Raw genomic sequence first — 21,763 nt, 5'->3', positions numbered from 1 at the left:
AATAGATAGCGTACATTCGTGATGCGACCACAAGTTTCAATTTTTGAAAAGAATTAATGCAGAGAATACGAGTGCTTTCCCCAGTTTGATCTTGGGAGCGGTCGGTGAAAGATGAGACCGGTCTATTTGCTGGAATTTGCGGCATGCGCCGGGGCAGGGTCAATCAAGGTCAGTGCCGTGCTTTACGAGCAGAGGCCATCAATCAGCCTCTACCTGCCCCACAAATCAGCTTGGCCGGATGTTCCGCTGAAGGGCGGGTTTCTGAGCGCGGCCGCCAGGCTCGCTTCGGTCGCGCCTATCCTGCGGGCGCGCCGTTGTCCGGAGTGACCGGATGGTCCGCGATGGCCTGGCTGGCGATGGACGCGACCGTGCCGTTCATCGGAGCTGCGACGTCGTCATCGTCAGCGTCGCCTATGGACCTGGGAATAGCCCGCGACAGGCGAAGCCGTGCAAAGCCCTGAAACCTCTCAACCTCTTCCTCCAGAAGTGCCACCACCTGCCTAGCCCACGGCCGCTCGTGCCGGAGCTCTTCCGAATGAAACGAGGACTTGTAGCGCTCGTTGATCGCACTGCCGATCCAATACCATCCTGACTTCGGGGCCATTGGCCAGGCCGAGACAAAGGTTTCCGGCTCTATCGTTTCGAGGATCGCGACATGGGCGTAGGGATTTTTACGGGTATAGGTCGATACCACCATCTCGAAGAATTTTTCGCCGTCGGCCAGTGCCGCGAGAATATCTGGTTCCTTTTCCCTTAGCGCTCGCGACAAAGCGCCTTCACGGGTGGACTTGAGATGGTTCACGATCTGGTTGAAATGTCCTTTCATCTGCTCGGAGACCCAGTACCCAATGCCGTCATAAGACGAGTAGCGCTCGTGCCGCCATTCGTGTTGGAGCGGGCGAGGGGGGATTCGGCCCAGCTCGTCCATCCTGTTGATATAGGCCTTTGCCTCTGCGACAGCTTCATCGGGTGACAGTCCGGAAATGCCCTAAAAACGTTCAGCCTATAAATTGATAAGCCGCACAGAGAATCAGCCTATGGGCTGATGTAAGCTCTTTGAAAATCAACCTGTAGCTTGTGCATCGAACTACGCAACGTGAAGTTCAGAATAGCGGCGGCAATCTGCGGGTCCGCGGCGTCCCGGCTCGGGTGTTCAGTCTCTCGGCGCTCCCTTTCACGTGATTGGAAAATCTTCCTCGGCCTCTGCACGCATTGGCGTCGCCGCTCTTCCTTGGAAGCATATGAGTTTTATCATCTATAACGCGAATGGATTCCATCCATACAATCGATTTTACCGATCTCGCGTAATGCTGCATTGACGAAGCTTGGGCACTGAGGCCCGTCCGCGCGACCAGACCTTATAGTCGCGTATGATTCCGGCGCTGGATGCCGCGGATTGTAATCCGCTCCGTCCTCAATCAGGTCCTCCGGCCATGACCGGTCGGAGGAGGCGAACCAGACACGATTTTAGAGAAGCCGCAGGAGTAAGATGGCGAAGCTCACCGTTGTCATTGCGCACTACCAGAATGTACTCAAATCCGACGACGTCTGCACGTCGGATGATTCCATGAAAGCCGATCGAGGCGTAAAGCGCTTCGGCGGTGGTTGTCATTTGACCTCGACTACGGGCGGCGGCGCTTTTTCCCATCATCTCAGTGTGGCGGACCTTGAGGAGAGTGAGAAGGTCACGCGAAGGTTGAAGCACTGGTGGCCTACCCCAGCTCAACTCCCCCTTGGAAGGGGAATCCCGAAATCGCGCTTGCGCTTGGCCAACGTGAGCCGGCGCAATTCTCGACGTCACTTGCATGGTCTAAGTCAATATGCCGCCTCACGCGAGGCGATTGATCAGATCGGCGATTCCACCGGCGCCTGGCGAGTAGGTAGCGGCCATCAACCAAAATTAAAGCCGCCCTGCAGCCGGCTTTAACCTGCCCATTTCTTCCATGCAGTCAGCTCGGTCGTGCCCATGACCCTCCATTACCTTTGCTTAAAGCGGAATCCTTGTTGAAGCAGGTATGCGCGATGAAGATAAGCCTCTGCCTGATGTCTCGGGGCTCGTACTGCACAAGCCTTGCCACCCTTTCTCGCCACGTCGCCACGGATAGATGAAGACATGCGGTTCAAAGGCCTTGATCTAAATCTCCTCGTCGCGCTCGACGCCCTAATGACAGAGCGTAACCTCACGGCGGCGGCACGCACCATCAACCTGAGCCAGCCAGCGATGAGCGCGGCCGTCGCCAGGTTGCGCACCTATTTCCACGACGACCTCTTTACCATGATTGGCCGCGAATTAGTTCCAACCCCGCGCGCGGAACGACTTGCGCCGGCAGTCCGCGAGGCTCTGCTACACATCCAAATCTCCATCATTTCCTGGGACCCGTTTTGCCCGGCTCAATCGGATCGTCGTTTCAGGATCATCCTTTCGGATTACGCCGCACTCGTCTTTTTCGAAAAGGTCGTGGAGCGCGCTGCGCGGGAGGCTCCCGCCGTCAGCTTCGAATTGCTGCCTCTTGCGGACAACTACGATGACTGCCTGCGGCGCGGTGACGCCGATTTTTTGATTTTTCCGGAATTGTTCATGTCACGCACGCATCCCAGAGCGAGGCTGTTCGACGAGACACTCGTGTGCGTAGGCTGCCGCTCGAACAAGCAGTTATCAGAGCGACTTACACTCGAGGAATACATGTCGATGGGGCACGTTGCGGTCAAATTCGGGAATACCCGAACGCCTTCCATCGAGGAATGGTATCTGCTCGAGCACGGCTTCAAGAGACATATTGAGGTCGTCGTACAGGGATTCAGCATGATTCCATCCATGCTGTCAGGCACCGACCGTATAGCGACCATGCCTTTACGGCTGGTGAAGTATTTCGCAAAAACAATACCCCTGCGGATCGTCGAACTTCCGCTGCCACTCCCCACGTTCACCCAAGCCGTCCAATGGCCTGCCCTTCATAATGGCGATCAGGCAAGCCTCTGGATGCGCGAGGTGTTATTTCAGGAGGCGTCCCGTATAATTTCTCCACGACGGGCCAAGGGACGTCCCAGGCGTTCCTGAATTTTACGCGCGTCTCGCACCTAGTCATCGCATAACAGTCTGTTGGGACACAGATGCTCACGGCAAGTGCGCCTGCGACGTCGCCCGACGCGTGGGACTGCTCGACTCTCAATCGATCTTGCGATTGGCAGTAGGTAGTCGGATCGACCGAGACTGAACGATCCTTGCCCCATTTGCTGCCCTGCCTCATCCGGTAAGCCGAGCCACCGCTTCTGCGATCGGCATGTCGATGAGCGTGATCGCGTTTGCTGCAAGGAAACGGCGTTCGTTTTTGGTCAGCGTTGCCGCATCGATCACCGCAATTCGTGGGCCGTTGGAGCGCTTCATGATCTGTCGGGCGTAGGTACGCAGCATCTGGTCGTTGAAGCGGCAGCCGACGAAGAACAGGCCCCGGTTGGTGCGCCGGTCCTGCACCACCTCAGGGATTGGCGTCTGGATATCGATCTCGGTCAGGACTTCGACATAATCGGAATCTGAGATGAGGAAGTTTGCGGCCGGCCTAACGCTGCCGTGAGGCGTATAGAGAACCGTTTTTGCCGCTCGTCCGAGTTCGAGTTCCCTCCCTGAAAGATCGTAGGATTTTGTCCAAATGTCGCCGAATTCGTTCGCGCGCGTGACGCCTTGTATCTCAACCACGTCTGTTCGACCGGTCTCCGCAAGGGCCGCGCGCATCGTCCCATCGTACCAGCTATCGATGATGAGGGAGAGCGGTAGGGTTGCGAACCAGGCGTGGAGCACGGTCGGTGCCACCGACGCTGCGAAGATCTCTGACATCCAGGTTTGAAGCGTACGGCGATGCCGGCGCTGTTCTATGAATTGCGCGACCGACCACATGTTGGTGCGTATCCTGGAAGGAGCTGTGGCCCGCAAGTTAAGTGCCGCGGCGACGGCTTCCGGTGTGTGCGGTATAGTCGGTTGCGCGGAGCTGAGCCGCAGGAGACCCGGACCGAGATAGGGGACGATCCCATCGGTGGCGAGCACTTCCTTCAACAGGTCAAGTCGCCTTTCGGCATCAAAGTTCCGAAAAATCACGAGACGGTCCGAGGTCAGGATCGTGTTCATGCTGTTTTCTCTCGCCGCTTGACTGCTATCCGCAGCATCAGTCCTTGTCGAAAATCCTCTTAGCCTCGACGGTGATCGGAAGAGGCGTATCCCGGGGCAGGTCGGGCAGGGCGATGCGCCAGCCGTTCTTGAGCGTTACAGCTCCACCCCATAGATCTTCCTTCTCGACCTTGATAATTGGCTCTTCGAGATCCTTCTTCGGAACATAGGCCGACAAGCCGGCGCTGGTTCTGCGGATCATTACCTTCATTTGGCTATCCCTTCATTGAGGACAGTGACAGTTTTCTGGAGGCTCGTCAGTTCACGCGCGCGCATGCCGACAACGGTGCCGCGATCGACCCACTCGACGGCATAGACGTAGAACTGCTGGAGAAAGGTACCAATGTCGCGCACATAACCCTCGTCGCCCTTCCGCACCAGGTTTTCGCCGATATTTTTGCCGGGATAGGTGCCGTCATTCTTGATGTGGCGTGTGGCACGGACCCGCTCACCCGGCATGAATCGGGGCGGCTTGCGGATTTCCACTTCCTGTTCGCGTTGAAGGCCCATGGCGGTTCCTCCATTCCTCGGCTGCATGAAGTCGAAAGGAACCCGACGGCCCTCCGGAGGACACCGTGGCCAGTCGGTAAATCGCCTGGAGGTCAGGCAGGAATGCAGGTCTTTGGCACTGGACATACGGAGGCACATTGCTGCAATTCGAATTCTCCCTTGCATTCGGTGCACTTTTCCGGATCGATCACGTAGGCCTCTCCCTTGAATTTGATCGCGCCGGAGGGACATTCGAATTCACAGGCACCGCATTGGGTGCATTGGGATGCGATGATCCGGAAGGCCATTTTCAGCTCCTGGTTTTGTTGGAATGACGGGCGGTCAGGCCGTAGCCGCCAGTGGCTCGAGCCCAAATTCGGCGGCGTAAAGTGCGCTGATGGCCGTCTCGATGTAGTCATAGCCATAATCGTCCGTTACTCGGACTCCGGCCTTCGTGAGCTGATCCTTAGGGCAATCTCCGATTTTGGCGCACAACAGGATATCGATACCATCGAGCGCAGCGATGACGTCATCTAGGGTGGACTCCTCGCCCCAGCCGCCGCGGCAATACTGCTCGACCTTGCGATGCCCGACGAGGTTGATCCCGATGGCCGAGGCTTCATAAACCTGGAATTCCTTCGCATGGCCGAAATGTTCGTTGATGCGGCCGCCGCCTTTGGTGGCTACGGCGACGAGGAGTAACCCACTGGAGCCTGCCGTCTTGACCATCCCGATTGCCTCGCTCTTGGCCGCCACGTGATCACCTCGCTCGCGCGCGACCACCTCCCGATAGGTCTCGCGCTTGCTGGCGTCGTAGCTCACCTCGCCGGGAATCCGGTCCAGGGTAAATTCCTGGCCACGGTCCTCGCCCAGAAGGCCGACCGCATCGGCCCGGCACTGCCGGCAATGGCGCATCAGCCTGGCGCCGCCATCGAGACGATCTTGAAGCGTCTTCAGTTCGACCGCCCGCGGGCCGCGCTGCCCGGTCAGGCCGTAATGGGTGCCATGCTCCGGGTCGGAAATCAGCGGCATCACGTTGTGCAGGAACGCGCCGCGCTCCTTGACCCATTTGTTCACCTCGATCAGGTGCTCGTCGTTTACCCCGGGGATCATCACCGAATTGATCTTGGTGAGGATGCCGCGCGCGGTCAGCATTTCCAGACCCAACATCTGTCGCTCGTGCAGGATTTTGGCGGCTTCGAGTCCAGTGAAGCGGCGATGGTCATGAAAAATCCAGGGATATATCTTCGCACCGATCTCCGGATCGACCATGTTGATGGTGATCGTCACGTGATCAACGTTCATGTCAGCAAGCTCGTCGACATGGTCGGGCAGCGCTAGACCGTTCGTCGAAAGGCACAGCTTGATGTCGGGGATTTCGCTCGCGACTCGTTCAAATGTCGCCTTTGTCTTCTTCCAGTCATAGCAGGCATCGCCCGGTCCGGCGATGCCGAGTACGGAAAGCTGCGGGACTTCATTGGCGACCGCAATGACCTTTCGCAGCGCCTGGTCCGGCGTGAGCCTTTCCGAGACGACCCCGGGCCGGCTTTCATTGGCGCAGTCATATTTACGATTGCAGTAGTTACACTGGATATTGCAGGCTGGGGCGACCGCGACGTGCATGCGTGCGAAATAGTGGTGCGCTTCTTCTGAATAGCAGGGATGGTCCTTGATCTTCTCCCAGGTATCAGGGTCCACGTCGTCCGGCTTTGCGGGCGAACCGCAGGATGAGGAAGCGCAAGCACCGGACTTCGCGGTCGCCAGCAACTGATTCATTGTTGTCTTGCTGGTCAGGCTTTTAAGCGAAATCATCGGTGAGGACATTGAAGGCTCCGTTGCTCATAACGTCGCGGTACAAAACGCAAGAGCCATGCCAACGAAAAGCGCTATTCCCTTCAATCGGTTAGCTTTTCTTGTCCGATTCCCTCCATTTCCTAGCCGACATGGTTTTGTGAGGTTTCCGACTGTGGACAGGCAAGGGTTCGAAAGGCGCCGCGTCTCAAGCACACGAGGGGAGGCGGGGCAAGTTTGGCCTGACGGTTGACGTCACCAGCAGGCTAGAACTTCTTTATCTCGATTTGATGCCGGCGCAGAGCATAACCGACCTGACGCGGGGTGAGGCCGAGGACGCGAGCCGCCTTGGCCTGAACCCAGCCGGACTTCTCCATCGCGTCGATCAGTCGCTCGCGCTCGGTCAGACGCGCACCCATTGCGGGGCAAGCAGGATCGTTCGGGTCGCAGGCGTTGGAGCACGACGCCTCGCTCTCCGAGCCGCCGACACGCCTGACTGTGAGCGGCGATCCAGCCGGCATTCCCCTGGCGAGGTCATCGGTGGCATTGCCGCCGTTTGAACCGTCGGCTCCTTTCCACAGTAGCGAAGAGAGGCACTGGCTGTTCTGGCAGGCGAAATCCGACTGAACGATCGTCGTGGATTGCGCGAGTGTTGCCGTCCTTCGCACGCAATTTTCAAGCTCACGGACGTTCCCAGGGAAACGGCATTGCGAGACCAGTTGGAGCGCCGACGGCGCGAAAGCGAGTTCGCGGCCGTTCTCCTTGTTGAATCGTTTGAGGAAAGCCTTTGCAAGGCGCGAAATATCGCCGGGTCGCTCTCTGAGCGGCGGCAAGACAATTGGGACCACATTGATGCGGTAATAAAGATCAGCCCTGAACTCTCCATTGACGACAGCTGTCTCGAGGTCCCTGTTGGTGGCGCATATGAGCCGCACGTCGACCCTTAGCGTTCTGGTGCCGCCAACCCGCTCCAGTTCACCTTCCTGCAAGACGCGCAACAGCTTGGCCTGAAATGCAGGCGAGATCTCGCCGATTTCATCAAGCAACAGGGTTCCGCCATTGGCCAGTTCGAAACGACCCGCGCGCTGCGAGATAGCCCCGGTGAAGGCACCCTTTTCATGCCCAAACAGCTCTGATTCCAGAACGCCTTCAGGCAATGCGGCGCAGTTCAACCTTACGAAAGGTTTCTTCCTCCGAGGTGAAAGCTCATGGATGGCCTGTGCGAAGAATTCCTTGCCGGTGCCGCTTTCGCCCCGCAGAAGGACGGTGGTATTGGTTGGGGCCACGGCCGAGACGGTTTCGAGCACCTGCTTGACTGCGGGACTTTCCCCGACGATCCAGTCGATTTTGGCAGGCAGACGCCCGCCGGTGTCGTTCCTCTCATCGTCTGGGGATTTTTCCCGTCTGCATTGCTCCTCCATGAGCCGCTGGCCATCCATGCCAAAAGTGCGATGGAGCCAGATAGTCTGGCCGACAAGGTTGGCAACCATTGTGAGAAAGCGAACGTCTTCGTCATAGGGCAAGCCAGTGGCGTCGCCCCTGGCGCGGACGACCGATAGCGCTCCAAGAATCCTGCGCTCGGCCTTTACCGGGACACCAATAAAACGACCTGGGATGGCGCCGCCGTTCGAGGACGTCTGAAGGTGAGCCCGGAAGAGCTCCGATTTGCTGGCATCCTGTATGACGACGGGTGCCCCCGTAGCGACGATCTCGTCTATTGCGGCCTGCGGTATAATTCGGTCACGGCCGGATGGAGGTGAGGGCGTGACGCCGGCAGTCGCGACAATTTCTGGCTCGTTTTCATCGTCGAGGACGACGATTGCTCCATGACGCAAGTCGAGCATCGAGGAGAGGATGTTCACGACATTGGTGAGCATGATCTCCGGCCGGGTGGGGGCCATCAGGACTTTCGATATCTGGTAAATTACGCTGGAGATATCCGTCTTGGTTTTAATGGATGAATCAGACCGCCTTCCTTCATCGAACCGATCATGCAGCATGTGAACTCCTCAGGGGTTGTCAGGTGCTCCTCCAAGCGCCTTTTTTCTTCTGAACTCTGGAAGCATATGATTCCAAAGCCCTATTGTGCACATTTTCGACAACCTGAAAAATCCAATGCTGCTTGCGACATTCGCGGGAGGGCCTGCGAGCTAGTCATCCGAACTTGAAGAGGACACCGAAGCCGCCTCGCGGGTAATTCCACTCGATCTCACCACTTGCCTCGCAAAGGACTCTGCATGTGCCGCACTCCATGCACCCGTCGGCGGTGATCTCCACTTGGCCCTTGTCATTCAACTCATAGCATTTGGCCGGGCAGACGCTTGTGAGGGCGTAGAGTTTCGCGCTCGGCGACTGGTGCGGTCGCACTTTAATGTGCGGGCGTCCTGAATCGACTACATAGCGATTTTGATAAAGCTTTTCCTCTACGCGCAAGTTGGTGACTGCGATCGTCATCTCATCTCTCCTTCAGCGCCAGGCGAATGCCAAGCGGACTGCGTCACTAACGAGCCCCCAGCGCGAGCGCTCCTTGACGAAGGCCGCCGTAGTCGCCCGTTCCTTGTCGAGCTTCGGGGTGCTGTCGACACGCATGAAGTTCTGTGCAGCCTGCGACAGCAATTGCGGATATGTCGTGAAGAAATTGCGGGAATTGGTGTGGAGCAGGGCGGGCATGTCCTTGTATTTCCGCAAATCTTTTATGACGAAGGACTTGTCCAGCTTCGACTTGTAGAGGGCGAGGTTCTCCTTGATCATTGGGTCCCCGCGTTTCTTGACCTGCAAGATGGCTTCACCGGCGAGGCGCCCGGACGTCATGGCGAGATTGGATCCCTCCCGGTGCACGGCGTTGTTGAGCTGCGCGGCGTCGCCTGCGACCACCCAGCCATTGCCGAAGAGCTGCGGGATTGCCTTGTAACCACCTTCCGGAATGAGATGAGCGGCATATTCCTTGACCTCCGAATCTGCGATCAGCGGCCGGACCGACGGATGGTTCTTGAAGTTTTCGAGCAGGTCGTAAGGGCTCTCCATCGTCGCGGCAAAATCCGAGACGAGGCAGCCGATGCCGATCGAGATCGACTCTTTGTTGGTGTAGAGGAAGGCGAGCCCAGCCATGCTACGGGAGATGGTTCCGGCTGCCTCGATCACGCAGCCTTCGTTGGCCTTAAGGCCGAAGCGCTGATCGATCACCTCTTCCGGCAGGAAATGCATTTCCTTGACTGCAAGCGCCACGGTTTCGGGTTTCGGCGTCTCACGCAAGCCAGCCCGCGTGCCGAGCAGCCCATTGACCCCTTCTGCGAGAACGACCACGTCCGCCAGGATCACGTCGCCGGTGCGGTCAGTGTGAACGCCGATCACTTTCCCATCTGCATCGCGGGCGAGTTCCGTCACCGTCGTTTCGCACAGAACCGTCGCTCCCGCCTCGCGCACCTGGCGCGAAAACCACTTGTCGAACTGGGCACGAATGACCGTATAGCGGTTTGGTCTCGACTCGTTGAAGTCATCCGAGCGGTATTGCATCCCGACGTGGGATGTGTCGTCCATCATCCAGAAGCGTTGCTCGACCAGATGCCGCTCGAGAGGCGCATCATCCCGAAAGTCCGGGATGATTTTCTCCAGCATATTTGAGTACATGATGGCGCCCTGGACATTCTTGGAGCCCGGATACTCGCCGCGCTCCAGCTGCAGCACCTTCAGGCCGCGGCTCGCCATGGTGTAAGCGGCTGCGTTGCCGGCCATACCGGCCCCGATAACTATGGCGTCGAACTTTTCCTCGGTCATGGTCGTGCCCCTTAGTTCGCAAGCTTATCGCGACTGTGCGGCGACAGCCTATGGGTGAAGACTTCCGTCAAGGACGGCAGGAAGCGGATCGCATCGGTCACCACGCCGAGGTGAGCGAAATCGAAAATCGGTGCGTTTCGGTCGGTGTTGATCGCCACAATGAGATCAGCTCCCCCGACGCCAACCCGGTGTTGGATGGCGCCCGAGATCCCGGCCGCGATGTAGAGCTTCGGCCGGATGGTCTTGCCGGTTTGGCCGATCTGCCGATCAGCCGGCATCCAGCCCTTCTGGACCAACGGACGCGAACAGCCATATTCGGCCCCAATCGCCCGCGCGAGATTCTTTACAAGCTTCAGGTTCTCCGCCGCGCCCAGACCAAGGCCTCCGGCAACCACGACGTCGGCATAGGCGAGATTGGCGGTCGACGACTGGCCATCGGACAGGAAGCCGAGGGCCTTGGTAACGATCTCTTCCTCTATCATCGGGACGTCGTGCTGAATGACACGCCCGATCGGCTTGTTCACGCGCTGCGGCATGGCCATGACCCTTGGCCGCACTGTTGCCATCTGCGGACGGCAGTTGAGGGTGTAGATTGTGCATAGCAGGGAGCCGCCGAAAGTCGGCCGAGTTGCGGCGAGCGAGCCTTCCGCATCCACATCAAGTTCGGTGCAGTCGGCCGTCAGTCCCGTCAACAACGTCGTCGCAACGGAACCGGCAAGATCGCGGCCGAGCGTGGTCGCACCGAGAAGCAGGATCTCCGGTTTGTATGTCGTGACCAAGTCCGTCATTGCTTTGGTGAAGGGCTCGTTGCGGTAGTCTTCGAGGAGCGGCGCCTCGACCAGGTAGGCAAGATCGGCGCCGTAAGCAAAGGCCTCGGCAACGGCATAAAGGGTGGCCTCTCCCGCCGGTCCGAGAACGACGCCGGCAAGCTCGACCCCCAGTTTGTCAGCGAGCTTGCGGCCTTCGCCGAGCAGCTCGAAGGAGACGGGATGGACCTGGCCCCGCTCCAGCTCGATGAAGACCCAAACGTGCCGGTAGTCCTTGAAATGCTCGGGCAGTTCCTTCTTCATGCCGGCGCGGCCAGCGGCTGGAGGAGGGGTGCCTTGCTTCGTGTTCAACATCGTTGCTCCTTGCCTTCACGCGTCGCCATCGAAGGCGAGTTCGTCTTCCAGCGCCGGCTGGCGCGAGAAGATCCCGGCGATCAACTCATCGGCAAGATCGCGCGGCGTCTTTTCGGTGGTTTCGATTTGCTCCGCCTTTTCGGCCCGCGCAGCAGGGGCAAAGACGCGCTTGACGACGGTTGGAGAACCGCGCAGGCCGCATTTGGTGAGGTCCTCAATACCGGCGTCGGCCGCGCTCCACTTCACGATCCGGCTGCGCGCGGCACGTAGCGCGTCGTCTAGCGAGCCGCGGCGGATCTCATTGGTGCCTTCCAGCATTGTGATGAGGCAAGGGAGCTTGCTCATCAGCGTTTGCGTGCCGCCTTCCGAGCGGCGCTCTACTGTGATCTCCCGCGTGTTTAGATCAATGGAGGCGATCTTCGCGACGTAGGTGAGCTGCAGGAGGTCGAGGCGCTTGGCGATGCCGGGCCCGACTTGGGCGGTGTCGCCGTCGATCGTCTGCTTGCCGGTGAAGACGATATCAGGCGTACCGAAGGTCTCGCCGATCTTCGCGATAGCTTGAGAAAGAGCGAATGAGGTCGCCAGAGTGTCGGAGCCGGCGAAATATCGGTCGGTCAAAAGTACCGCGCGGTCGGCGCCGTAAGTGAGCGCCTTGCGCAAAGCGTCCTCTGCCATGGGCGGCCCCATGGTGAGCACGGTGACCTCGCCGCCATGGGCGTCGCGCAATTTGAGTGCCTCCTCCAGGGCGAACAGGTCGTAGGGGTTGATAATGGTTGGCACACCCTGACGCATGATTGTGTTCGTCACCGGATGGACTCGTATCTGTGCGGAGTCCGGCACCTGCTTGATACAGATTACGATGTGCATGGCGGGTTCTTGCTCCCTCCTGTTTGGATGGCGGGCTTGGCACTTCATTTCCTTGCAAGCATTATTTGTGCCAAACGCTCCGCGCTCCCCCTATCGTTTTGAAAAGAGGGGCCTTTCCAGTTCAGAGGTTGCGGCGTCTTAGCCGAAGTTGTCGGGTTCGCGACATCGACGCGTCGCAACCGCGACGGACTCATTTCTTCTCGATCGGCTTCAGAACGGAGTCGAACGGCACGAAGGTGCGGCCCGGTGGAGCGGGATTGTCCGGGTCGTGGTCCTTGAGCACCTTGAAGACCCGGTGCGCGAGCGGGGAGGAAGTCGCAAAATCCTCGTAGGCCCGTTCCAGCATGGCGCGGGCCCGAGCCGCGATCACCTGGTCGGGCAGACCGGCGAAATCTTCTTCGCCGAGATATTGGCCCATACGCTTCATGATATGGAGACGTGAGACGTTGAGCACTTTCGGGTCATAGGAGACGCCAAGCGCTGCGAAGAACTCCTCTGCAGCCGACAGGCTCCTTAGCCGCGCGAGGATATCCTTGACATCAATATGATGGCTCTCATCAAAACACCTGGTCATACGCATTCTCCCAACCGGTGGTCTCAAGTGTTCCCGCATCTGAGGCTCCAGCCGTAAAGTGAGCGCTTCGAGGGAGGTGATGCGGTTGGCTGGCGAGCGATTGCGTCGGCAGCCGGGATGCCGGCAGCAGCGAAAGAAGCGGCAAGCGCCCCAACTTCTCTGCCGTAGCGAAGGCGACATCAGACGCGTGCTCGCCGTCGCAGGGTTGAAAGAGTGAAGGCTTCATGAGCGGCGGCCGCATCTTACTTTGCCTTATCCGGATTGTGGTCTTCGGCACGTGCTTTAGGACGGGGAGTGTCACGCAGTTCCTCCACGATTCCGGGCATGACTTCGAGCACCCGGTCGACATCCTCCTCGCCATTGTCGCGTGAGAAGGAGAACCGCACTGTCCCTTGTGCCGCCGTTTGAGGAAGATTCATCGCGCGCAGGACATGGCTCGATTCCAGCGAGCCGGAGCTGCAGGCCGAGCCGGAGGAGCAGGCGATGCCATGGCGATTGAGTAGACGCAGCATGCCACCGCCTTCGGCATGTTCGAACGCGATGTTCGCGGTGTTCGGCAACCGCTCCAGCGGATCGCCGGTGACGAAGGTGTCTGGAACACGCTGGAGAACGCCCTTCTCCAGACGGTCTCGGAGAGCTTTTACCCGTGTGTTCTCGTCATCCATGAATTTTGAGGCAAGTTCGGCCGCTTTGCCGAGTCCGACTATGCCGGGCGTATTCTCTGTACCCGCGCGCCTGCCGCGCTCCTGATGCCCCCCCTTGATCAGCGAGCGGAAGCGTACGCCGCGTTTTACGTAGAGCGCGCCGATTCCTTTTGGACCGTGCAGCTTATGGCTGGAGAGCGAAAGCATGTCGATTGCAGTCGATTTAAGATCTATTGGAATCTTCCCGACCGCCTGGACCGCGTCTGTATGAAAAAGGGCACCGACCAGCTTGGCCTGGGCGGCGAGCTGAACCACGGGAAAGATTGTACCGGTCTCATTATTCGCCCACATGAGCGAAACGATTGCTACATGCGCGGTGAGGGCGGCCTTGTAGGCATCGAGGTCGAGACGACCGTGTTGATCCACCGGAATGCGGTGCACCTTGACGCCGCGGGTCATCTCAAGGTGCGCGCAAAGTGTCAGCACGGCCGGATGCTCGACTGCGGAAGTCACGATCTCTGTGCGCTCAGGCGTCACCTCGAGCGCCGAAAGGATCGCCGTAGTGTCGCTTTCCGTCCCGCCCGAGGTGAACGCGATCTCATAATCGAACTCCGCTCCGATCAGCGCTTGCAACTGCTGGCGCGCCTTTCTCACCGCCACGCCGACGGAGGAGCCGAAAGCGTGCGTCGAAGAAGGATTTCCGAATTGATCCGTGAAGAATGGCAGCATGGCTTCAACCACTTCAGGATCGACCCGTGTCGTTGCGTTGTTGTCGAGATAGATAGATCTCATGGTTGCATTCTCGGCGGGCGGGGAGTGACGTGAACATTCATGTGCTCGGCCGCTCTGGTTGCGCGTGCCGTCGATGATGACCGAGGCCTGCAGACACGGGATCGAGGCGCGCGGCGGGGCGAGGGAGCTTGATCATGGCCGACGTCGACAAGGTTGCAGCCCCCGCAGCCCTCAGGTGAACGCGTGCCCTTGACAGCGTTCCGACAAGTCGAACTTGCCGTATCGACGGCGGCCTTTGTTTTGCGTACGGGCCTCCTCTCACGTCGTGGCGCCTTCCGTGAACATTGCTGCATGGCCGACGAGCATTTGCCCCACTGCTTTGGAGCACGCGCCCCAACTGCCAGCAGGCTTCGTGTCGCAAATAGCCTGCTCGCTGGCAGTGAGTCAGTTGATACGGATGTCCTTCTGATTACGCCTTCGTCGACACCAAAGCGTTTGCAGACGAGGGCGCCTGACTCGTGATCCCAGAAGCGTCCCCTGCCGCGGAAATCGGCGCTCCTAGTAGAATTCACAGCCGAACGGTGCGTCCTGTCCGGCGGCTGGCCGTCGATGAGCCCCGCTTTCACCCGGTGGATGAGGCGATGCGCTTCGTCGGCAGTCGGTCCAATGATGAGTTCGGCAATCACTGACGAAGAGGGGATCGCGGAGCTGCAGCGCAAAGACTGGGATTTCGCGGCAGTGACCGCTTCGGCAACAGGATCGACTCCGGTCATCAGTTCAAGCGTTTTGCCGCAGGAGATGGCGCCGATTGTAGTGGCCTTAAGGACGCCGGCATTCATCGCGTTTAAAAAGTATTCCTCGACCATTTCCCAATAGTCCCACATGGTTCCGCTCACTGTGTCAGGTGATCAGCCAAAGGACTTGCCGCAGGAACACTTCTCTCTCGCGTTTGGATTGTCGAAGACAAAGCCGGAGGATTCGACACCGGTGACGAAGTCAACGGTCATACCGGCAATTTGGGGTTGCGAATCTACGTCCACGAACACCGTAACCCCACAGGTTTCGATGACCACGTCCCCCTCACGCGCCAGGCTTTCCATTCCCATCACGTATTTGAAGCCCGCGCAGCCGCCTGCCTGGACCATGATGCGAAAACCTTCCACCGGTTCGGTGGCTCGGGAGAGCGCAGCTTTCATGCCGGCGACGGCATTCTCGGTGAGCGTGATCATGCGATGGTTTCTCCTCATTCCGAAGGGGTTTAGCGGGGTAACCCAGCAACCACCGTGCCAAGGAGAAAAACATGTATAAACAACATCATGCTCTAACGCTCTTGTGTCCCGTGTCCGACATCGTCGAACATGGGACAATGCGGGGTGCGGAAGTCGGCCAATTCGCTTTGAAACCCGTACCGTCGTGTGGTTTGCCTAAAGATGCTGGTCGTCGCTCTCCTTGGCGTTCCGCGGCGCTGTCAGGTCATCATCGATCGGACGCTGAAGATTGCTGACCGGCCTCGTAACAAATGCGTGTTGTCACGCGAGCGCTTGCGACAGGCTTACGTGCGAACAACTTTGTCGATCCACCCGCCGTAACATGATGATCGCCTGAAATGCTGCTGTGCGTGCGCCGCGCTCGCTTGCATGCTCGATATAGTTTTTGTTTCCGGCCTGCTGCTCTCCCAGCCCCGGCGGAACGGCGGAATCGAAGGGGAAGAGTCTGCTCTGGACATCTCCTTTCGCGCCACCGAAAAGTTCTTCATCTTGTGACATCGGGCCGAAGAACGCCTCGGTCTGCGGGTGCGGGTCACTCCCGGCCATGTCGCTTTGCGGACATACGCGAAGGGGCCGTCAGGTGCGGCCGGTGTTTGACAATTAACGTGGACCTTGTGTGCCGTAAGGTTCGGCCTTGCGCATCGATCTCTTCACTCGGCCGGGTCCAGCGTCTCGAAGTGAAACGGGCCGCGTACGCCGGTAGAAAAACGCTCAGCCGCATTGAGAGCTATCGCTAACCTTTCGCGAGGCGGAGAGTGGGAGCGGGCAAAAAGCGCGCCGAGTGCTATTTCTTGTCCGCATCCACAGGCATCAAAGCCATCGACGGCCTCGCCAACCTGATAGTCCCAACCGATTTTGAAGAGCCGTCCGGCATAGCCGACGAGGAAGATGCCACCACGCTCGGCTTCGTAGTGCCGCTGTGCGTAGCCACCATCTCGCAGGCATTGGCGGAGCCCGTTCACAAAGTCGGTTACCATGAAAGCGTAGACATCAGTATCGGCATGCCTTTTTGGCAGCTCGAAGGAATGCGCCAACAACTGGCCCATCCTGAACGAGGTCGTAAAACCGAAGATGAAGTCCTGCTTGCGGAAGATCTTCCGATCGGCTCGGATGGTAAGGGAATGGCCGGCCACACCAGCGCTGTCGCCGCCAATGTGAACTGACCCGTTGTCGATTAAACCGACAATGCACGTCATCCGCTGTGCTCCTCATATGGGCTATTCCAGCCTTCTAGATGTTTGATTGTCGCGGCGATCAGCTCGACTAAAGCCACAGCGCTTGCGTCTGCCTCGAGTGTCAGTTGCAAGGATCATACCAAGCAGCGCCCAGGTTTCTGCGATCGAAAGCGCGCTCGGGACTCCCCGTCCGTGTTCGGATGCCGACAGTCCTCTTCTAGACGTTCCTATTCGGTGCAAGAGGACGCGGTGCTGTCGACTTTTGTCGATTCCGAGACATCGTATTCGATCCATTTTCTGCTGCATGCTCATTTAAGTTGTTGAATACATCTCGGAAAATCAGTTCCGAGAGCTTTGCTACGCAGCTGGCACGAGATTTGAAGGTCCCCTGTGACAAGGCGGCGGGAGCTGCCGACCGATATGACATCGGTCGATGGGAATGGAAGGACAAGCACCATGTCAGATCCGCGGCAGATCCGCATTTTATGGGGCCCGGGCAACACTCGTGGAGTACGAATGTCCTATCTGCCCCGCCGGGCACGACACTCACAATCGCCCGGCCCCAGCCGATGGCCGCGGATGGATGTGGAGATGGATTTCGACGATTATGTACTTGCCTGTGTCCTTTCGCGTGCGCTCGAGGAGATCGATGCCGGCGAGGCGACGGCGACGGAGGCAACCGGCCTTTCACGCGCCGAGTTACAGGATATCCTGACCCGTAATTTCCCCTGCAGTTTCATCCACTCATTCTCATTGGGAGACGTGAGCGATCCCGAGATTGGTATGGAGGAAGACCTTCTGCGCGGACTGCTGCTAACGCATGCCCGGCCGGGCGATCCCGCGAGTGCCCGCTTCGCCAAGATCATCGCCCGGCGTGCCTTGCGCAATGACCATCTCTGGCAGGAACTCGGCCTCTTCGACCGATCCGAGCTCAGCCGCTTGCTTGCCACGCACTTCCCGAGCCTGGCGGCCGGCAACACCGGAAACATGAAATGGAAGAAGTATCTCTACTACAAGCTCTGCGAGGCTGAGGGTTTTTCGCTTTGTGCGGCGCCCAGTTGTCGGGAATGCCACGAGTTCAAGAGTTGCTTTGGCCCGGAGGAGGGCGAGAGTCGCCTTCAACCGATCAAGAGCGGGACCGATTTGGACTAGAGCCGTTTTCGCCGGCGGTCGGAGGCCGCAGGGCTTGATCGCCATTAAAGGCCCAGCCGCTTTTCCCGGCGGCGTTGCACGGAGGTGGGGATGTTCATCGCCTCGCGATATTTTGTGACGGTGCGGCGCGCGATGTCGATACCGGTTTTCCTGAGGCGGGCCGCGATCTCCTCGTCTGAAAATACATGATCGAGCGTTTCTGCGGTGATCATTGCCTTGATGCTATGGCGGACAGCTTCGGCGGAGTGTGCCTCGCCGCCTTGGGAGGATGCGATTGCGACTGTGAAAAAATACTTTAGTTCGAAGACGCCGCGCGGAGTGAGCATGTACTTGTTCGATGTCACCCGACTTACAGTCGACTCGTGCATGTCGATCGCGTCAGCGACGGTCTTAAGGTTGAGAGGCCGAAGATGGGCAATGCCATGTTCCAGAAATACATCCTGCTGGCGGACGATTTCACTCGCTACCTTAAGGATCGTCTTGGCGCGCTGATCGAGGCTGCGAACTAGCCAGCTTGCGTTTTGGAAGCATTCGTTGAGGAAGGCCTGATCTTCTGAATTGTGTGCCGTCAGCCGAGAGACTTCGGCAAAATAGGTCTGGTTGATCAACACTTTGGGCAGCATGTCCGGATTAAGCTCGATTTGCCATCCACCTCCAGGCGAGGGCAGGACCCATACGTCGGGTATGATATAGTCCGGACCTCCTGATTGGTATCGGTTTCCAGGCTTGGGATCGAGGGTACGGATTTCATGCAGCATGTCGAGAATGTCGTCCTCATCGACACCACATTGCCGCTTCAGTGCCTGAAAATCGCGTTGCGCCAGCATCTCAAGATTGGCAACCAACGCTGCCATCGCGGGATCGAAACGGTCTCGCTGGCGCAGTTGTATCTCGAGGCATTCGCTGAGAGTTCGTGCGAATATTCCCGGTGGATCAAAGAGTTGCAAGGTTCCGAGAACCCGCTCTACATCAGCCTCTCCGACATTCAGCCTCCGGGCCAGCTCCAAAAGGTCCGCATGAATATACCCAGTGTCTTCCAGATGATCAGTAAGCTGGCTGGCGACCAGCCGCTCCTGCGGGGTGAATGCAGTAAGGGCCACCTGGCGAGCGACATGGTCGTGCAATGTTTCCGTCGAGGCGGCGAACTCTTCGAGGGCAGGCCTATCCCCCGCGGCAACATTGGCTGTGTCGCGGATTGACTTCCATTGCCTGAGCAGTTCCGAGGTCTCCGCCCTCATTGCCCCATCACCATCGTTTTCGCGCGCGCCGATGTTCTGGTCTCGCTCCGAGACCGGCGATAGATCGACAGACGCCGCACTGTCGTCTGACGCCAACTCGAGGAACGGGTTCTTCTCTATTTCCTGCTCGACGAACTGATGCAGTTCGGCATGCGCCAGTTGCAACAAGCGTATCGACGCGATGAGTTGCGGCGTCATAACCAGCGATTGCTGCTGGCGTTGAAGAAGGCTTACAACGGACTCCATGTAGAGCGAAACTCCTGTCGAGCGACGCACTGCGCGGTGCGTAATGGTAGCTGCGAGACGGCGGCTCTTTTAGGTCATGCGGCGGCCGGGGCCTTTAGCCTTTCAAGAATGTTCTGCGGAGAAGAAATGCCATAGGGATCGGCTTCGCAGTTGTCGGAGAAACCGTCCTCCTCGAACCACTGCTCGACCACGCCGTCATTGATGACGGCAGCGTAGCGCCAGGAGCGCATTCCGAATCCGAGATTGTCCTTGTCGACCAGCATGCCCATCTTGCGCGTGAATTCTCCCGAGCCGTCGGGAATGAGCTTGACCTTTTTGAGCCCCTGGGCCCTGCTCCAGGCGTTCATCACGAATGCATCGTTGACGGAGAGACAGTAGATTTCATCAATGCGCTCCTTCTGGAACTCGGTGTAAAGATCCTCGAAATCGGGCAGTTGATAAGTGGAGCAGGTCGGGGTGAAGGCGCCTGGCAGCGAGAACAGGATAACGCGCTTGCCCTTGAAATAGTCGTCGGATGTCTTGTCTTCCCACCGGTATGGGTTTGGCCCTGCGATAGAATCATCGCGAACACGCGTGCGAAAGGTGACGAAGGGAACCTTCTTTTTCACAGTCATCAATATTGCTCCTCTAGTAGAAAAACGGACGCATGGCTCTCCATTGCGCCTGATGCGTGCAGACCCTCGACCGACATGCATGTCCTGCAAGTGCCATGCCATTTTATTGAAAGCAGCAAGCACACTGCTCTTGTCCGGAGCAGCCTCGCGTTGACCTACGACTTCACGGAGTTCCCGGGAGACTGGTCAACGGCTCGTCATCGAGAAAAGCCTCCGTCGGAAGCCGAGCTGCTGCACCAACGAGCGTACCGCCGCCAAGCACTGCACCTGGGGGAAGTCTTTGTCCGCGCGGTGTTCGGGCGTGTGCAGTTACGGCGATCTGCGGAGACACTCTTCTCGCGGCACTGACGTTGCGCGCTTGTGTGGCTACACTTGAGCATATCTCGATTAGGATCGGTGCCACTACCCAGCGGTTCAGCAAGCCGCCTATCGGTCCATTCGCGGTGAGAACCGAATCCCGCTCGATTCGCGGTGTTTTGATGCTTGAGACCTCCCTGTGTGTGCTCTATCGGCAAACCTTTTTGTGCCTAAAGCTGGACAAGAATGTCGGAAACCCGACCAAGGGCGCCAGGTCCGCGCCGACGCTACGGACAGGTAGTGCAGCGCAAGCGGCGCGCAAATACGGCATGCAACTTGCTTCAATGAGTTAGTCATGGCGGACGGCAAGGGCAAATCTGCGAATGGTTCGCAGAGCGGTGCGCGATGGCACAGCGAAGAACGCTTCACCGCATTCCGCTTGGAGCGCGCGCGCGAGCAAGCACCCATCGGTGAAGATGTTCTAGCCAGCATCTTAGCCTGATCTGGAGCCTTCCAATCGACGTTCTCATGTTTGGGTGAAGCGAACGGCGCTAATGATGTCTGGTTGTATCCTACTGGCTCGGCGCGTCACTTTCATTCAAGCGTTCTCCCTCGTCTGATACCGCGACAGCTTTGAATGAGAACAAATAGATGCGCTCAAAATGCAACCAGTACTAAACAGGAGGTAACGACCATGAATGCTTTCGAAGCCGCCACTCGCAAGGTCTTTGATGCACATCACCGGCTGCAGGATTGTGACGAGCACATCTTCCACCGACTAACGACATTGATCACCGAAGAATACTTTGGGCTTCCAGCAGGCGCGTTTCGGGATATGTCAATCCTCGACGCCGGCTGTGGTTCGAACGCGAACGCCTCGTATGCGTTTCTGTCGCACGGAGCAAAACGAGTCACGTCGCTTGAGCTTGGGGAGGAATGGCTTCCATGCGCGACAGCTAGATTGGTAAAGTTTGGAGATCGATCCAGACTAGTCGGCGGTAGCGTGCTGGACTTGCCCTTCGAGACAGGAACTTTTGACCTGGTACACTGTGCGGGCGTTCTCCACCATACCGAAGACCCGCGACGCGGGTTCGCCGAACTGGCTCGCGTCACCAAGCCCGGCGGGTGCTTATTCCTGACTATTATGGCGACCGGTAGCGGTGCGCTGTATCAATGCATAAACCGGCTGCGGGAAGTTTACGCACAGAATCAAGAGTTTCGCAGCATTATTGATGACATGTCCATCGAGTCGGTCGAAGCAGGGTTGGATTGGCTTTTCAGCGTCAAGAACGCCACAGAGGCGGAACTCATCCCAGGTGAAGAAAGTTTCATTCGAAGCCTCTTCGATAAAGACCTGCTTTTAACAATAAAGGATCGGCTACAGGCGCCAACTTACCACAGCTTTGACTTCACGGAGACACAAGTCCAGGAGTGGTTCCTGACCGAGGGGTTCGTCGAACCTCGCCGGATTTCGCGCTACACAAAGGGCTTCGAGAACCTGCGGCGGTTTTTTGCCCCGATGTATCTCCAGTATGAGCATCCTGTCGCGAGATTCTGGTTTGGTGACGGTTATGTGCAAATGATCGCGCGACGGAGCGTCGGAGCCCCGTCCCCACGCTAAG

24 protein-coding genes are annotated in these 21,763 nt (G+C 58.3%); 5 read left to right on the top strand and 19 right to left on the bottom strand.

Going from position 1 to position 21,763, the window contains the following annotated elements; all coding sequences use genetic code 11:
• Nucleotides 1-295: 295 nt before the first annotated feature.
• Nucleotides 296-928 carry a hypothetical protein gene (locus tag RB548_RS24545; protein ID WP_331375554.1) on the bottom strand — a complete coding sequence of 211 codons (633 nt, stop codon included), beginning with the start codon at nucleotides 926-928 and terminating at the stop codon, nucleotides 296-298.
• A gap of 561 nt (nucleotides 929-1,489) precedes the next feature.
• Here RB548_RS24545 and RB548_RS24540 point away from each other — a divergent pair.
• Together RB548_RS24540 and nodD1 are read left to right on the top strand one after the other, a co-directional pair.
• Complete coding sequence (locus RB548_RS24540) at nucleotides 1,490-1,927, top strand: hypothetical protein (protein ID WP_331375553.1); 438 nt, start codon at nucleotides 1,490-1,492, stop codon at nucleotides 1,925-1,927.
• A 186-nt stretch (nucleotides 1,928-2,113) separates the two neighbouring features.
• On the top strand, nucleotides 2,114-3,058 hold the full coding sequence (gene nodD1 / locus RB548_RS24535; RefSeq protein ID WP_283067601.1) for a transcriptional regulator NodD1: 945 nt from the start codon (nucleotides 2,114-2,116) through the stop codon (nucleotides 3,056-3,058).
• A gap of 186 nt (nucleotides 3,059-3,244) precedes the next feature.
• Here nodD1 and RB548_RS24530 read toward each other — a convergent pair whose 3' ends face one another.
• From RB548_RS24530 to RB548_RS24455, 16 genes are all read right to left on the bottom strand, one after another.
• Nucleotides 3,245-4,120: an SIR2 family NAD-dependent protein deacylase gene (locus tag RB548_RS24530; RefSeq protein WP_331375552.1), complete on the bottom strand. Its 876-nt coding sequence runs from the start codon at nucleotides 4,118-4,120 to the stop codon at nucleotides 3,245-3,247.
• 37 nt (nucleotides 4,121-4,157) lie between these two features.
• Nucleotides 4,158-4,370, bottom strand: coding sequence for a putative nitrogen fixation protein NifT (gene nifT / locus RB548_RS24525; protein ID WP_331375551.1), 213 nt, complete (start codon nucleotides 4,368-4,370; stop codon nucleotides 4,158-4,160).
• Nucleotides 4,367-4,669 carry a nitrogen fixation protein NifZ gene (locus tag RB548_RS24520; protein WP_331375550.1) on the bottom strand — a complete coding sequence of 101 codons (303 nt, stop codon included), beginning with the start codon at nucleotides 4,667-4,669 and terminating at the stop codon, nucleotides 4,367-4,369. Before RB548_RS24520 ends, nifT begins: the two co-directional genes overlap by 4 nt.
• A 92-nt stretch (nucleotides 4,670-4,761) precedes the next feature.
• Nucleotides 4,762-4,956: a 4Fe-4S binding protein gene (locus RB548_RS24515; protein ID WP_180942056.1), complete on the bottom strand. Its 195-nt coding sequence runs from the start codon at nucleotides 4,954-4,956 to the stop codon at nucleotides 4,762-4,764.
• A 34-nt stretch (nucleotides 4,957-4,990) separates the two neighbouring features.
• Nucleotides 4,991-6,472, bottom strand: a complete 1,482-nt coding sequence (gene nifB / locus RB548_RS24510) for a nitrogenase cofactor biosynthesis protein NifB (protein ID WP_331375549.1) — start codon at nucleotides 6,470-6,472, stop codon at nucleotides 4,991-4,993.
• Between the two features lie 233 nt (nucleotides 6,473-6,705).
• The gene (gene nifA / locus RB548_RS24505; protein WP_331375548.1) at nucleotides 6,706-8,340 is read right to left on the bottom strand and encodes a nif-specific transcriptional activator NifA; all 1,635 of its coding nucleotides are present in this window, start codon (nucleotides 8,338-8,340) and stop codon (nucleotides 6,706-6,708) included.
• Nucleotides 8,341-8,593: 253 nt separating this feature from the next.
• A complete protein-coding gene (locus RB548_RS24500; RefSeq protein ID WP_283067593.1) occupies nucleotides 8,594-8,893 on the bottom strand; it encodes a ferredoxin family protein in 300 nt (99 codons plus the stop codon).
• Nucleotides 8,894-8,905: 12 nt separating this feature from the next.
• Entirely contained in the window at nucleotides 8,906-10,213 is a 1,308-nt protein-coding gene (locus tag RB548_RS24495) for an FAD-binding protein (RefSeq protein ID WP_331375547.1), read from the bottom strand.
• 11 nt (nucleotides 10,214-10,224) lie between these two features.
• A complete protein-coding gene (locus tag RB548_RS24490; RefSeq protein ID WP_331375546.1) occupies nucleotides 10,225-11,334 on the bottom strand; it encodes an electron transfer flavoprotein subunit alpha/FixB family protein in 1,110 nt (369 codons plus the stop codon).
• Nucleotides 11,335-11,349: 15 nt separating this feature from the next.
• On the bottom strand, nucleotides 11,350-12,201 hold the full coding sequence (locus RB548_RS24485) for an electron transfer flavoprotein subunit beta/FixA family protein (protein WP_331375545.1): 852 nt from the start codon (nucleotides 12,199-12,201) through the stop codon (nucleotides 11,350-11,352).
• A gap of 190 nt (nucleotides 12,202-12,391) precedes the next feature.
• Nucleotides 12,392-12,775 (bottom strand): nitrogenase stabilizing/protective protein NifW, encoded by a 384-nt coding sequence (nifW, locus tag RB548_RS24480; RefSeq protein WP_331375544.1) that lies wholly within the window; start codon nucleotides 12,773-12,775, stop codon nucleotides 12,392-12,394.
• A 242-nt stretch (nucleotides 12,776-13,017) separates the two neighbouring features.
• Entirely contained in the window at nucleotides 13,018-14,211 is a 1,194-nt protein-coding gene (nifS, locus tag RB548_RS24475) for a cysteine desulfurase NifS (protein WP_331375543.1), read from the bottom strand.
• Nucleotides 14,208-14,990 (bottom strand): iron-sulfur cluster assembly scaffold protein, encoded by a 783-nt coding sequence (locus RB548_RS32295; RefSeq protein WP_408642461.1) that lies wholly within the window; start codon nucleotides 14,988-14,990, stop codon nucleotides 14,208-14,210. Before RB548_RS32295 ends, nifS begins: the two co-directional genes overlap by 4 nt.
• A 69-nt stretch (nucleotides 14,991-15,059) precedes the next feature.
• Nucleotides 15,060-15,380: an iron-sulfur cluster assembly accessory protein gene (locus RB548_RS24465; protein ID WP_331375541.1), complete on the bottom strand. Its 321-nt coding sequence runs from the start codon at nucleotides 15,378-15,380 to the stop codon at nucleotides 15,060-15,062.
• Between the two features lie 300 nt (nucleotides 15,381-15,680).
• Complete coding sequence (locus RB548_RS24460) at nucleotides 15,681-15,965, bottom strand: hypothetical protein (protein WP_331375540.1); 285 nt, start codon at nucleotides 15,963-15,965, stop codon at nucleotides 15,681-15,683.
• 104 nt (nucleotides 15,966-16,069) lie between these two features.
• Nucleotides 16,070-16,615, bottom strand: coding sequence for a hypothetical protein (locus tag RB548_RS24455; protein WP_331375538.1), 546 nt, complete (start codon nucleotides 16,613-16,615; stop codon nucleotides 16,070-16,072).
• Between the two features lie 435 nt (nucleotides 16,616-17,050).
• Between RB548_RS24455 and RB548_RS24450 the strand changes: the two genes are divergently transcribed.
• A complete protein-coding gene (locus RB548_RS24450) occupies nucleotides 17,051-17,746 on the top strand; it encodes a nitrogen fixation protein NifQ (RefSeq protein ID WP_331375537.1) in 696 nt (231 codons plus the stop codon).
• Nucleotides 17,747-17,790: 44 nt separating this feature from the next.
• On the opposite strand, the gene rpoN is transcribed toward RB548_RS24450, so the two are convergent.
• Nucleotides 17,791-19,230 carry an RNA polymerase factor sigma-54 gene (gene rpoN / locus RB548_RS24445; RefSeq protein WP_331375536.1) on the bottom strand — a complete coding sequence of 480 codons (1,440 nt, stop codon included), beginning with the start codon at nucleotides 19,228-19,230 and terminating at the stop codon, nucleotides 17,791-17,793.
• Between the two features lie 74 nt (nucleotides 19,231-19,304).
• Nucleotides 19,305-19,844, bottom strand: coding sequence for a peroxiredoxin (locus tag RB548_RS24440; RefSeq protein ID WP_331375535.1), 540 nt, complete (start codon nucleotides 19,842-19,844; stop codon nucleotides 19,305-19,307).
• A gap of 652 nt (nucleotides 19,845-20,496) precedes the next feature.
• Here RB548_RS24440 and RB548_RS24435 point away from each other — a divergent pair.
• Entirely contained in the window at nucleotides 20,497-20,643 is a 147-nt protein-coding gene (locus RB548_RS24435) for a hypothetical protein (RefSeq protein WP_180942041.1), read from the top strand.
• 192 nt (nucleotides 20,644-20,835) lie between these two features.
• The gene (locus RB548_RS24430; protein ID WP_180942040.1) at nucleotides 20,836-21,762 is read left to right on the top strand and encodes a class I SAM-dependent methyltransferase; all 927 of its coding nucleotides are present in this window, start codon (nucleotides 20,836-20,838) and stop codon (nucleotides 21,760-21,762) included.
• Nucleotide 21,763: the final 1 nt, after the last annotated feature.

Source organism: Sinorhizobium chiapasense (genome assembly GCF_036488675.1).
GTDB classification, from domain to species: domain Bacteria; phylum Pseudomonadota; class Alphaproteobacteria; order Rhizobiales; family Rhizobiaceae; genus Sinorhizobium; species Sinorhizobium chiapasense.
Note: the sequence above shows the minus strand (reverse complement) of the source record. Positions and strands in the feature narration are given on the sequence as shown.